Annotated in this window: 10 protein-coding genes and 1 riboswitch; of the genes, 5 read left to right on the forward strand and 5 right to left on the reverse strand. The window is 64.8% G+C overall.

Translation table 11 applies throughout. The features are described from left to right. Window positions 1-66: 66 nt before the first annotated feature. Window positions 67-1,758, forward strand: a complete 1,692-nt coding sequence (locus tag CKW40_RS17625; protein WP_095201169.1) for a hypothetical protein — start codon at window positions 67-69, stop codon at window positions 1,756-1,758. Between the two features lie 91 nt (window positions 1,759-1,849). Here the strand turns inward: CKW40_RS17625 and CKW40_RS17630 are convergent, their stop codons facing one another. The 4 genes from CKW40_RS17630 to CKW40_RS17645 all read right to left on the reverse strand — a co-directional run bounded on the left by CKW40_RS17630 (window position 1,850) and on the right by CKW40_RS17645 (window position 5,108). After that, a complete protein-coding gene (locus CKW40_RS17630) occupies window positions 1,850-2,149 on the reverse strand; it encodes a CcdB family protein (RefSeq protein WP_095201170.1) in 300 nt (99 codons plus the stop codon). Continuing rightward, the gene (locus CKW40_RS17635; protein ID WP_095201385.1) at window positions 2,149-2,391 is read right to left on the reverse strand and encodes a type II toxin-antitoxin system CcdA family antitoxin; all 243 of its coding nucleotides are present in this window, start codon (window positions 2,389-2,391) and stop codon (window positions 2,149-2,151) included. The genes CKW40_RS17630 and CKW40_RS17635 overlap by 1 nt, the downstream gene beginning before the upstream one ends. A gap of 235 nt (window positions 2,392-2,626) precedes the next feature. After that, window positions 2,627-4,447 (reverse strand): ABC-F family ATP-binding cassette domain-containing protein, encoded by a 1,821-nt coding sequence (locus tag CKW40_RS17640; protein ID WP_095201171.1) that lies wholly within the window; start codon window positions 4,445-4,447, stop codon window positions 2,627-2,629. A 1-nt stretch (window position 4,448) separates the two neighbouring features. Then, window positions 4,449-5,108 (reverse strand): thiamine diphosphokinase, encoded by a 660-nt coding sequence (locus CKW40_RS17645; RefSeq protein WP_095201172.1) that lies wholly within the window; start codon window positions 5,106-5,108, stop codon window positions 4,449-4,451. 88 nt (window positions 5,109-5,196) lie between these two features. Beyond that, window positions 5,197-5,311, forward strand: a riboswitch (TPP riboswitch). A 43-nt stretch (window positions 5,312-5,354) separates the two neighbouring features. On the opposite strand from CKW40_RS17645, the gene thiB reads away from it, so the two are divergent. The 4 genes from thiB (at window position 5,355) to CKW40_RS17670 (ending at window position 10,715) form a co-directional block, all read left to right on the forward strand. Further along, entirely contained in the window at window positions 5,355-6,353 is a 999-nt protein-coding gene (gene thiB, locus CKW40_RS17650; RefSeq protein ID WP_095201173.1) for a thiamine ABC transporter substrate binding subunit, read from the forward strand. Window positions 6,354-6,601: 248 nt separating this feature from the next. Next, window positions 6,602-8,218 (forward strand): thiamine/thiamine pyrophosphate ABC transporter permease, encoded by a 1,617-nt coding sequence (gene thiP / locus CKW40_RS17660; protein WP_095201175.1) that lies wholly within the window; start codon window positions 6,602-6,604, stop codon window positions 8,216-8,218. Beyond that, the gene (gene thiQ, locus CKW40_RS17665; RefSeq protein WP_095201176.1) at window positions 8,211-8,987 is read left to right on the forward strand and encodes a thiamine ABC transporter ATP-binding protein; all 777 of its coding nucleotides are present in this window, start codon (window positions 8,211-8,213) and stop codon (window positions 8,985-8,987) included. The genes thiP and thiQ overlap by 8 nt, the downstream gene beginning before the upstream one ends. 258 nt (window positions 8,988-9,245) lie before the next feature. Beyond that, complete coding sequence (locus CKW40_RS17670; protein ID WP_095201177.1) at window positions 9,246-10,715, forward strand: M48 family metalloprotease; 1,470 nt, start codon at window positions 9,246-9,248, stop codon at window positions 10,713-10,715. A 74-nt stretch (window positions 10,716-10,789) separates the two neighbouring features. Here CKW40_RS17670 and CKW40_RS17675 read toward each other — a convergent pair whose 3' ends face one another. After that, the gene (locus CKW40_RS17675; protein ID WP_095201178.1) at window positions 10,790-12,733 is read right to left on the reverse strand and encodes a caspase family protein; all 1,944 of its coding nucleotides are present in this window, start codon (window positions 12,731-12,733) and stop codon (window positions 10,790-10,792) included. Window positions 12,734-12,771 lie beyond the last annotated feature (38 nt).

Consider the following 12,771-nt stretch of genomic DNA (forward strand, 5'->3'; position numbering starts at 1 on the left):
CCCTTCCGGGCATCGCGGCTGATTTGCGGGGGCCGGCGCGGAAGCAAAAAACAGGTCGACTGAAGCATGGCAGATTTCGTTGCTGTTCTGAAAAAGGCGCTCGACAAATACGGCGAGCCGACGCCCGAAACGCGCACGCGGACCTACGATGGCGCCCGTTCCGCGCTGGCAAAGAAGCTCGCGGAATATTCGCCGCCGCTGGCCGCCGAGGTCATAGCCAAGCAGAAGCGCTCGCTGGAAGACGCCATTGCCAGCGTCGAGCGCGACTATGCCAAGAGCGTGCCGGAAACGGACCCGCTCGCCGAGTTGGAACACATCTTTTCCTCGATCGACCGCAACAAGAACCAGCCGAGCCACACGCGTCAGCCGGTGAAGGCGGAGTCGGCGTGGCCGGCGCCGCCGGTCGCCAAGCCGGAACCGTACCGTTCCGCGCCGCCGCCCGCCGCCAAGGCCGAGCCAAGCTGGCAAAAGCCTGTACCGGTGCAGCCGGCGGCCCCCGACCTTGCCGATCATGCCTTGCCGGGCATGGATGCAGACCAGGACGATGACCGCGCCGATGTTTTCCCGAACGATGACGAGCCGGTCGCGGAGGCTGACGCTTTCCCACGCCTGCGTCCGGCCGAGCGCAAGCGCAGTTATGGCGGGCTGATTGCCGCCGTCGTCGCTCTGCTGGTCGTTGCCGGCGGCGGCTATGGCATCTGGCTGAACAAGGATGCCTTCGGCAAGATGCTGGGCCTGGGCGGCAGCAAGGTTGTTGCCAAGACCGAACCGGTGAAACCGGCGCCGGCCAAGCCCGCGACCGACGCCGCGGCGACGCCACCGGCACCTGCAGCGGGCGCCGAAGCGACGAAATTCACGCAGCGGCTAACGCCTGAAGGCGGCGAAACCGACCCCGGTCCGGCCGGTGGACAAACCGGCATAGGCGAGGGTGAATCCGTCGCCGCGCTGACGACCCCGCCATCGGCGACGAATGCGCCGGCCGCGCCACCACCGGCTGCAGCCGCACCCGCCGCGGCGGCACCAGCCGCGGCCACACCTGCCGCGGCCGCACCCGCGGCAGGCACCGCGCCCGCCGCAACCCCGCCTGTCAACGGAACCGCACCCGCGGCGCCGGCCGATGCTGCTGCCACGCCGCCGCCCGCGCCGGCAGGTGCTGCGCCCGCAGCACCGGCGGCCGCGGCTCCAGCGACGGCAACCTCGGTGCCGGTCGGCCAGAAGGCGATCTTCTATGAGGAGCGCACCAGCACCGCGCAGGGTTCGGCCGAGCCCGGCAGCATCGTCTGGTCGCTGGTGCAGGAATCGCCTGGCGGTGACCTGCCGCCCGAGCCGGCGATCCGCGCCGAGGCAACCATTCCCGGCAAGGACATCCAGTTGCGCATGACCATCCGCCGCAACACCGACCAGACACTGCCGGCCAGCCATATCATCGAGATGATCTTCCTGACGCCTGACGGTTTTGAGGGCGGCGGTGTCGACAACATATTGCGCGTCGCGATGAAGAGCTCGGAACAGGATGCCGGCAGCCCGCTGATCGGCATTCCGGCCAAGATCGCCGACGGCTTCTTCCTCGTCGCGCTCAACGACACCAAGGCCGACGAGGACGCCAACATGACCTTGCTGCGCGGCCAGGACTGGATTGACGTGCCGGTTGTCTACAAGACCGGACGGCGGGCGCTGTTGACGATGGAAAAAGGCATCCCCGGCGAGAAGGTGTTCGACGAGGCGATCAAGGCCTGGCAGGCCAAGACGGCGGGCTGAAAAAGGCGGCGCAACAGTCGCCTTCGTTCAGACTCTTTGTCTTGACGCAATTCCGGACGGAAAACCGCGTCACACTTTTCCTGGAATTGCTTCAGAAGCCCTGGAACAGCATGTCGAGCGCGGCGACGATGTCGTCGTGATGCTTCGTCAGGTTCAGCCGGGTTTCACCCAATTCGCTTGCCGGAACGGTGGCAATCAGGTGTGTCGCCATGACCAGCTTCCGGCCATTGATCTCGAAGATCGGATGAAGCTTTCGCATTGGCGGCGGCACCGCTGCTACCGGCAGCAGCGGGACGACTACCCGCGTCTTGAAATTGTCGAGCAGGTCGGATTGAACGTCGAGCAGATAGTTGCCTTCGATCCGACCGGCGAAGACATCATAGCGGGGCATCAGAACTGCCGATACTCTTCCAAGGGGATGCCGTGTTTTTCGACGTAGTCGTTCCAGGCGTCCATCGTGGCGCGGTTCTCAAGCTTCCACAGCCGCGTTTTTTCAGCCGCCACCGCTTCTGCGATGCCAGCTTCCGCAGCACGCGAGACATTCACGTCCAGCCCTTTGGCTTCCCTCATGAGGTTGGAATCGATCGACAGATTGGCTGGCTGCCGGATCGCATTCAAGGCAATCTTACGCATAATAGCCTCCGCAACATGCGCATAATGTATGCGCATTTCCGCACGGAGGCAATAATCGAGCGACTATGCGTGAGGCGCCCGGCCCTCCGCTATGGCTCCCAGCCCTTCGGGCGTTCAATCCCTTCGAAAGGTCCACTGGACCTTTCGATTCGCCCGAAGGCGAACCGGGCTTTCACCGTTCGTCGCTTTAATCGACAAATCGTTGTCGATTGATCGGCCTACGGCCGAACGCTCCTCACCCCTCCATCTCCTCGCGCAACATCTCCAACTCCAGCCACTCTTCCTCGAGCGCCGCCAGCGTCGCGCGCTCCTTGTCGAGGGCGGCGATGGTCTTCTGGAAGGAGGCGGGATCGCGCTCGTAATAGGCCGGGTCGGCGATGTTGTTCTCCAGCCGCGAGATCGACGCGGTCACCGCCTCGATCTTCTTCGGCAAGGATTCCAAAGCGAATTTCTGCTTGAACGACAGTTTTTTCGCCGGGCCTTTGGGGGCTGCCGGTTCGCTCTTGGCCAGGGCCGGCGTATCGCCGGCTTCGGCCTTGGCGCGCGCCTTGCGGTCGTCGAGCCTGGTGCCGCCGCGTTGCGCCAGCATGTCGGAATAGCCGCCGGCATATTCGATCCAACGCCCGTCGCCATCCGGCGCGATTAGGCTGGTGACGGTGCGGTCGAGGAAATCGCGATCGTGGCTGACCAGGATGACGGTGCCGGCGAAGCCGGCAACCAGTTCCTGCAGCAGTTCCAGCGTCTCCATGTCGAGATCGTTGGTCGGCTCATCGAGTACCAGAAGGTTCGCCGGCCGCGCCAGCACGCGCGCCAGGATCAGCCGTGCCCGCTCGCCGCCGGACAGTTCGCGCACCGGCGTGCGCGCCTGCTCCGGCTTGAACAGGAAATCCTTCATGTAGGAGACGACATGGCGCTGCTCGCCATTGATGACGAGGTTTTCGCCGCGCCCGTCGGTGAGGTATTGCGCCAGTGTCTCCTGCGGATCGACCGCCTCGCGCTTCTGGTCGAGCGTGGCGATTTCCAGATTGGTGCCAAGCCTGATCGAACCGGCGTCCGGCGCCAATTCGCCGGTCAGCATCTTCAAAAGCGTGGTCTTGCCGGCGCCGTTTGGGCCGACCAGGCCGACGCGGTCGCCGCGCTGGATGCGGGTCGAGAAGCCTTTGACCACGGTGAGGTCGCCAAAGCTCTTCTCGATGTTTTTGGCTTCGATCACCAGCTTGCCGGATTCGGCGGCGTCGCTCGCCACCATGGTCGCGTTACCTTCGGCGCCGCGATGGCCGCGGAAGCGCTGGCGCATGGTCTGCAATTCGCCCAACCGGCGCATGTTGCGCTTGCGCCGCGCCGTCACGCCATACCGCAGCCAGTGCTCCTCGCGCACGATCTGGCGGCCGAGCTTGTGCTGCTCACGCTCTTCCTCTTCCAGAACCAGGTCGCGCCATTCCTCGAAATGGCCAAAACCCTTGTCCAGCCTGCGGGTCTGGCCACGGTCGAGCCAGACGGTGGCGCGCGACACGCGTTCGAGGAAGCGGCGGTCGTGCGAGATGACGATGAGCGCCGAAGAGGTGCGCACGAGCTCTTCTTCGAGCCATTCGATGACCGATAGGTCAAGATGGTTAGTCGGCTCATCGAGCAGGAGAATGTCGGGCTCCGGCGCCATGACGCGGGCAAGCGCGGCGCGCCTGGCCTCGCCGCCGGAGAGATCGCCCGGCCGCTCTTCGCCCGACAGGCCGAGATGCTCCATCAGATAGCTGGCGCGGTAGGGATCGTCAGCAGGCCCGAGACCCGCCTCGACATAGGCGCGCACGGTGGCGAAACCTTCCATGTCGGGCATTTGCGGCAGATAGCGGACGGTCGCCGAAGGCTGACGGAAGACCTCGCCGTCTTGCGGTTCGATCAGGCCGGCGGCGATCTTGAGCAGCGTCGACTTGCCGGATCCGTTGCGGCCGACCAGGGCGATCTTGTCGCCGGCCGAAGCCGTCAAAGCGGCGCCATCGAGCAGCGGCGTGCCGCCAAAGGTCAATTTTATCCCGTCGAGGTTGAGAAGGGGCGGGGCCATGTCAGCTTTCAGGTAGTGGATACGGATGCGCGAGCAGCAGTGCGCGGCCGTGGCCGAGTGCGATTTCGAGGCGACCCCCGGTCTTGTCGAACTTGACCTCGTTGGAGATGGTCAAGGACGAACCGAAGGCCACCTCGACCTGGCTCAGCGGCCATTTCGCGCCAGTGACGGTCAGGCCGGCAAGTTCGGAAAAGCCGAGGATCGAAAACAGCGTGCCGTCTGCATAGTCGAAGCCGGCCGTTCCCAACAGCAGAGGGATACCTTCCTGGGCGCCGCTGGTCAGCAGCACGTCCGTTCCGGCCTCGGCCAGGCGCAGGCCGAGCGCCAGATGCAGGAAAGCGTGGTCGGCACGCTTGCCGCCGAAGGCGCCTGCCAACACCAGCCGGGTCGCGCCGCGCTCGAGGGCTGCCGCGATCGCCAGTTCGCCGTCGGTCTTGTCCTTCTCCGCCGGGAAGGTCTGGCGGGGCACTGCGGCAAGGTCGGCGGGCAGATCGGCCGGAACCGAATCGAAATCGCCCACCCACAGTTCGGGCACAAGGCCGAGCAGCCGGGCATGGCCGATGCCGGCATCGGCGGCGATGACGCGCGAGCCTTCGACCTGGCGGTCGAGCCGGGGCGTGCGGATGAGATCGCCGCCAAGCAGGATGGTGAATGTGCTCATATCTGGTGGCCTGTACCAGCCCGGCAGCGGAAACGGAAGGCCGGCAAACTGCCACTTGCGCGGTTCCTCGGCCGGGCTTATGTCTCGAAACGCTCTAACGGGGTGCCGGACGCGATCTTCGCGGACCGGCTGAGAGGCAATCTCGCCAACCCGCTGAACCTGATCCGGTTTGTACCGGCGGAGGGATTAGACGTTTCGGACAGTCCGACGCCTCAATTCCTTTCAATTCGAACGAAGGAGGCGCCGATGCGCACGCTTTTATACGCTCTTGTTTCAGCCATGGTCGTGGCGCTGTCCGGGCCGGCCTTGGCCAAGGACAAGCTCACCGTCTACACTTATGAGAGCTTCACCGCCGACTGGGGTCCTGGCCCGGTGGTGAAGAAGGCATTCGAGGCCGACTGCGGCTGCGATGTCGAGTTCGTCTCGGTCGCCGATGGCGTGGCGCTGCTCAACCGCGTCAAGCTCGAAGGCGCGTCGACCAAGGCCGATATCGTGCTCGGCCTCGACACCAATCTCACCGCCGATGCCAAGGCTAGCGGGTTGTTTGCTCCACATGGCGCGGTGTCCGATATCAACGTGCCGGGTGGCTGGAGCGACGACACTTTTGTTCCGTTCGACTACGGCTACTTCGCTGTCGTCTATGACACCGAAAAGCTGAAGAGCCCGCCCAAGAGCCTCAAGGAATTGGTCGAGGGCAGTGCCGACGACAAGATCGTCATCCAGGATCCGCGCACTTCGACGCCGGGCCTCGGCCTGCTGTTGTGGGTGAAGTCGGTCTATGGCGACAAGGCGCCGGAGGCCTGGGCCAAGCTCAAGGCCAAGGTGCTGACCGTGACGCCGGGCTGGAGCGAGGCCTATGGCCTGTTCACCAAAGGCGAGGCGCCGATGGTGCTGTCCTACACCACGTCGCCGGCCTACCACATGGTCGCGGAGAACACCGAGCGCTACCAGGCGGCTTCCTTCGAGGAAGGCGAGTATCTGCAGATCGAGGTCGCTGGCATCACCACGACCGGCGCCAAGAACCCGCTGGCGGCAAAATTCATCGCCTTCATGACCGGACCGAAATTCCAGGATGCCATCCCCGAGACCAACTGGATGTTCCCGGCCGGCAAGACCGACAAGCCGCTCAACCCCGCCTTCGACAAGCTGGTCAAGCCGACCAAGACCTTGCTGTTCAGCCCCGAAGAGGTCGCCGCCAACCGCAAGGCCTGGGTGGATGAATGGTTGGCGGTGATGAGCAAGTAGGTTTGAGGCAAACCGATCGAAGATGAGTGCTCTACGGCGCCCCCCTCTGTCCTGCCGGACATCTCCCCCACAAGGGGGGAGATCGAATGTCATCGGTGATTTCGCCAATCGCCAACGCTGCAGATGTGAGCGAGGCGCTGAAACAGCCAATCTCCCCCCTCGTGGGGGAGATGTCCGGCAGGACAGAGGGGGGCGCCAAGGAACGCAACCCTCTATAAGTGCCGCGGGGCGGAGACGGGTGGTCGAGCGTGCAACGCGCTGACCCCCGCATCAGCGCCGGCATCATCGCGCTCGCCGCCATCACGCTGCTGATCGGCGGCGCGTTTGCCGGGCTGCTTGTCGAAGGCGCCCATGACCTTTCGGGCGCCTGGGCGGCCTTCGATCCCTATCTGCTGCGTGTCGTGCGCTTCACGCTCTGGCAGGCAATCCTTTCGACACTGCTTTCGGTCATACCAGCGCTGTTCGTGGCGCGTGCCTTGTCGCGGCATCCGCGCTTTTTCGGCCGCGCCTTCATCCTGCAGCTCTTCGCTGTGCCGCTGGCGCTGCCGGCGATCGTCGCGGCGCTCGGCATCCTGGCGCTTTATGGCCGCGCCGGCTATTTCGCCGGCGTGTTCAGCGCGATTGGCGGCCAGGGTTGGCCGGGCATTTACGGCCTGTCCGGTATTCTCGTCGCCCATGTCTTCTTCAATTTGCCGTTGGCGACGCGGCTGTTTCTCGAGGCGCTGCGGACCATTCCCGCCGACCAGTGGCGGCTGGCGAACCAGCTCGGCATGGGGGCGCTGTCGGCGTTCCGGCTGATCGAATGGCCGACGCTGCGCGCCGCTCTGCCGGGCGTCGCCGGGCTGGTCTTCATGCTCTGCATCACGTCCTTCACCATCGTTTTGACGCTTGGCGGTGGGCCGGCCGCGACGACGCTGGAGGTCGGCATTTACCAGGCGCTGCGCTTCGATTTCGATCCGGCGCGGGCTGTCGCCCTGACGATGCTGCAGATCGCCCTGACCTTCGTCGTGGTGCTGGTGCTGACGCGGCTTGGCGCCAATGTCGTCGGCGACACCAACCTGCCGGTTGCGCCGCGCCGCTATCTCTCCGTCAACGGGACAGAAACCACGCTGAACGCCGTTCTCATCGTGCTGGCGCTGCTGTTCGTTGTCGGGCCGATGGCCGCGACCGTAATGGCGGGCTTGGGCGCCGATCTCGGCCGGCTTGCCGGCGAGGCGACTGTCCGGCAAGCGACGCTCACCAGTGCCGTGCTTGCCTTCCTGTCGGCGCTGCTCGCGGTGATGTTGTCGCTGGCCCTGACCATGGCACGCCGGGCGCTGGCGCTGAACCGCCGCGCCGGTCCAAAAACACTGCTCGAACATACCACCGACACCGGCGCCAGCTTTGTCTTGGTCGTGCCGCCCATCGTCATCGGCGCCGGCTGGTTCCTCCTGCTGCGCCATGCCGGCGACGTCTTTGCCATTGCGCCGGTCATGGTCGTCACGGTCAACGCGGTGATGGCGATGCCCTTTGCACTGCGTGCCGTCCGCCCCGCCTATGATGCGGCGAGCGAGCGTCACGAACGGCTCTGCGCACAGCTTGGCATTTCCGGCTGGGCCAGGTTGCGTCTGGTCGACTGGCCGTCATTGCGGCGTCCGCTCGCCACCGCTTTTGCTTTCGCCATGGCGCTGTCGCTCGGCGATCTCGGTGTCATCGCGCTGTTCGGCAGTGATTCCGTGCAGACCTTGCCCTACCTTCTCCTGGCGCGCATGGGCAGCTACCGCACAGAGGACGCCGCTGGACTGGCGCTGTTGCTTGGCCTGGTCTGCCTCGCTTTGGTGCTGGCTGCGGATTGGCTGGGAAGGGAAAAGGTCCGCAATGTCTGACGGGGCGGTGGACAGGAAGGGCGTTCCGGTACGGCTGGACAAGGTCTCGTTCAGCTATGGCGAGGCGCCGATCGCCTTCGATGTCGCGTTCGCCGCGGCGGAAATCACCGCCATTATGGGGCCGAGCGGCTCGGGAAAGTCGACGCTGCTCAACCTCGTCGCCGGCTTCGAGACGCCGCAGTCCGGCCGCGTGCTGATCGGCGGGACGGATGTCGCCGCCGTGCCACCGGCCGCACGGCCGGTGTCGATGGTGTTCCAGGAAAACAATCTTTTTGCCCATCTTTCCGTCGAGCAGAATGTCGGGCTCGGCCGCTCGCCATCGCTACGGCTAACCGAGGCCGATCAGGCCGCCATCGCCGAGGCGTTGGAACGCACGGGCCTTGGCGGCAAGGAAAAACGCTTGCCGCGCGAACTTTCCGGCGGCGAACGGCAGCGTGTTGCCTTGGCGCGCGTGCTGGTGCGCGATCGCCCGGTGCTTCTGCTCGACGAACCTTTTGCTTCGCTGGGGCCGGCCTTGCGCGACGACATGCTCGATCTGGTTGCCGGCTTGCATGCCGAACGTGGCATGACAGTGCTGTTCGTCACGCATCAGCCCCAGGATGCCCACCGAATCGGCCAGAATGTGGTGTTTCTGGACAATGGCACAGTCGCCGCCGTCGGCAGCGCGGACGATTTCTTTGCCGGGGCTGGTCCGGAGGCGTTCCGGCGCTATGTCGGTGAAAGTGCCGGGAATGCGGTATCACGAGATATTGCCCGGAAGCCGACATAATTTACGGTCAAACCGGCCTCAGGCGATGGGGCGCTTGCTTGCCATGGCAGACGTAGTGTGGCTAGGTCCGCCCTACTGGTCGGCACAAGCCGTGATTTGCCTACAGCATCCGCCGCACGCCCCGAGGGACGCGCGACGGATGCTGTAGAAGTTTGTTTTTAGCGCATGACGGGTTCCGAGGATCGCCCCCGATTTTCGTGGTCATGCGCCGGGACCTGAAAGGAAGCCGTTCTGGCGATCGGCGTCGACAAGCTACGAATGAATCCGCTGGCGCGCTTTCTGGCGCTGGCCGGCTTTGCCGTGGCGCTGGCAAGCTGCCAGATGTTCACGCCTCCGGAAGTCCAGGAGTCCGGCTTCCAGCCGTCCGACAGGCCGATCACGGTCGACAATGTCGGCGCAAACAACAAGCTCGCGGAACTCGCCAAGGCGCAGCATCCGCGCATCCTGGCCACCTACGGCGGTGAGTATTCCGATCCCAAGCTCGAGCGAATGGTTGCCAAGGTGGTCGGCAATCTGACCGTGGTGTCGGCGAACCCGACCCAGACCTATCGCATCACCATCCTGAATTCGCCCAACGTCAACGCCTTCGCGCTGCCGGGCGGCTATCTCTACATCACGCGCGGCCTTTTGGCGCTCGCCAACGATTCGTCCGAACTCGCCGCCGTCATCGCGCATGAGATGGGCCATGTCACCGCCAGTCACGGCCTGCAGCGTCAGCAGCTGGAGGCCGAGGAAGGTTTGGCGACCAAGGTCGTCTCGGATGTGCTCGGCGACAGCCCGACCGCCAAGGCGGCGCTGATCCGCGGCAAGCTTCGGCTGGCGCAGTTCTCGCGCAACCAGGAGCTGGAAGCCGACGCCATCGGCATCAAGTCGATCGGCGAAGCCGGCTACGATCCCTACGCCGCGGGCCGCTTCCTGCAGTCGATGTCGGCCTATACCGATTTCCGCTCGATCAGCGGCGCCACCGACGCCAGCCTCGACTTCCTGGCCACGCATCCCAACACGCCGCAGCGCATCGATCTGGCGCAACGCCATGCCCGCCAGTTCGGCGCCCCCGGCGTCGGCACGCGCGACCGCGATTCCTTCCTCGCCGGCATAGACGGCCTGCTCTATGGCGACACGCCGGAGGAAGGCTATGTGCGCGGCGAGACCTTCCTGCATCCGGGCCTCGGCGTGTCCTTCACGGTGCCGGATGGTTTCATCATCGACAATTCGGCGGCAGCGGTGACGGCGACCGGGCCGGGCGACATCGCGATCCGCTTCGACGGCGTTTCGATAGACAAGAATCGCGCCCTGACGGACTATATCAGAAGCGGCTGGGTGGCCGGTCTCGACGACAGCACCGTCAAGCAGGAAACCATCAACGGCAATGAGGCCGCGACCGCGCATGCCGGTGCCGAAGGCTGGCAGTTCGACATCGCGGTGATCCGGGCCGGCGGCCAGGTCTACCGGCTGCTGACTGCGGCACCGTCGGCCAGCACCTCGCTGGAAACGGTGGCGCGCTCGGTCAGCGGGTCGTTCCGTATCCTCAGTCCTGCTGAAAAGGCGGCCTTGAAGCCGCTGCATATCCGCGTGCTCACCGTGCAGCCGGGCCAGACCATGGGCTCGCTCGCCGCGCAGATGGTCGGCGTCGATCGTAAGCTCGACCTGTTCCGTGTGCTCAATGCGCTGTCTCCGGGGGCCGCGGTTTCGGCCGGCGACAAGGTCAAGATCGTCACCGACAAGTAAGTCGGTATCGGCGTTCAGGCGGCTGCGGAATAGTCAGTTTCGACACTGCCTGTGCGGCCATGGCGTCGCTGTCGTCAGCCGGCACTGTTGCCGCCGCCGGTGCTGTGGTCAGAGTGGTCGCCGCCATTGCCGCCACGCCAGGGCGCTGGTCCGGTTTCGCCTGGCACTATCGGGGCCTTTGGCTTGCCGATCTTCGGCGGCGGCGCTTTTGGCACAGGTGTACGGATCACCTTTATCTTCGTGATGATTTTCGTCACCACCTTGGGCGTGCATGCCGCGACTGTCAGCGTGCTTGGCCTGGGCGAAAGACCGAGAATGCCCATCGAATAAGCCTCTTGCCGTTCAATGCCAGCCTTGAGGAAAGCCAAGGCACGGGCCGGATCGGCGGGCACGCCATTGCGGCCGTCTTTGAAGATCATCGCAAGATCATTCATGGCGCTGATATGCCCCATCGCTGCTGCCGTGAGCATGAGGTCAAGCCCTTTGCCGGTATCGCGCTGCACGCCAACGCCATTGAACAGGGCGCGGCCCCACGCGCTCATGGCGTAGGGGTCGCCCCTGTCGGATGCCTGCGAATAGAGACCATTCGCTTGCGTGGCATCCACCGGCGTGCCTATTCCCGAGGAGGCGAGGTAGCCGAGTTCGTAGACGGCGCGGACGTGTCCCTTGTCGGACGCTTCGTGGATGGCCTTCCTGGCCTCGTCGATGTTGCCGGCGGCCAGCAGCGCCCGCCCGAGTTCGTAACGGAAGCGGGCGACATCGGGATAGGCTTTCACGGCCGCCTCGCAGGCTTCGACCGCGCCGTCTGCGATCTCGTTCGATAACCGGCCGGGGACGACGCCTTGCAGGTCGAGCGGCTCGCCGGCTGCCTGGTCGCAGGGGTCGACGCTCGGCGACAGCTTCATCGTCGCCCGTTTCGACGCGTCGCCGGCGCGGATCTGAAAGTCAATCTCGACGGGAGCCGTCGAGCCGATCTGCGGCTCGTAGCGCAATTGGTCGACTTCAGCGGCTATCAGGCTCGACTGCGGCGACAGGACGCGATCCGGCAAGGACAGCGTTCCAACTGCCGGATAGCCAGCGAGTTTGAGGCTGGTCGAGACATCCCTGGTCGGAAAATCCAGCTTCAGCGCAACCGGACCGACGCCGACCGGGACGCTGATGTCGCGATTTTCGATGGCTTCGGCGGCTGCGGCCTGGATTCCGCGCTCCGCCACCTGCTGGTTTTGCTGGGCGTCGGACGCCGGCAGCGCCGCCGCGCGCATCAGCACGACATCGTCGATCAGCGAGGAATTCTCCCACGGAACCTGCCTGCCATTGGTCGCTTTGACCACATCGCGGCGCACGGCGGCCATGACGGCGCGGATTTCCTGGTTCGGCGCCAGCGCGCGGCGGGAAAAGGCCGATGAGAAGGGGCTGAGATCGCCGGACCCGTCATAAGCGACAGCGCCGGGCTCGGTGGCAAAGGCAATCAGCTCATTCTGCGAGCCTGTTACCTGCGCGAGCCCGGTGCCGCCGGAGACGATCAATTGGTCGCGCAGCCAGTAGTCCTTGCGCGGGAACGGATCGTTGCGGCAGGCATCGAGAATGATCATCTGGATTTTCGACTTCGTGCGCAATTGCTGCAGCACGTCGTTAAGCCTGATTGTCTGGACCTCCATGTCGGCCGCATCCTTCAACGACGCGTCGACCGGGATCAGGAAATTCTCGCCGCCGATCTGAAAGCCGTGGCCGGAATAATAGACGACGGCGAGATCGGCGCCGTCGGCGGCGGCCAGATAGTTGCGGAACTTCTCTTCGAATTGGAGCTTGGTCACGTCCTTTGCGACGAACACGTCGAAGCCGGCCTGCCGGAACGTGTTCGAAACGTCCTCAGCGTCCTTGTCCGGATTCTTGAGCGTCGGGATTTCACGGTACTGCGAATTGCCGATCACGAGCGCAACCCTTCGATCGGCGCGAGCCTCGAACGCCGAGAGGCTCATGAGGATTAAGGCAGCGAGGAACGCGTAGCGTTTCAGCATGGCAAAACCCACCTTCGTTCTGGTCCGGTAGCCTAGAG

This window comes from Mesorhizobium carmichaelinearum (genome assembly GCF_900199455.1).
In the GTDB taxonomy this organism is placed as follows: domain Bacteria; phylum Pseudomonadota; class Alphaproteobacteria; order Rhizobiales; family Rhizobiaceae; genus Mesorhizobium; species Mesorhizobium carmichaelinearum.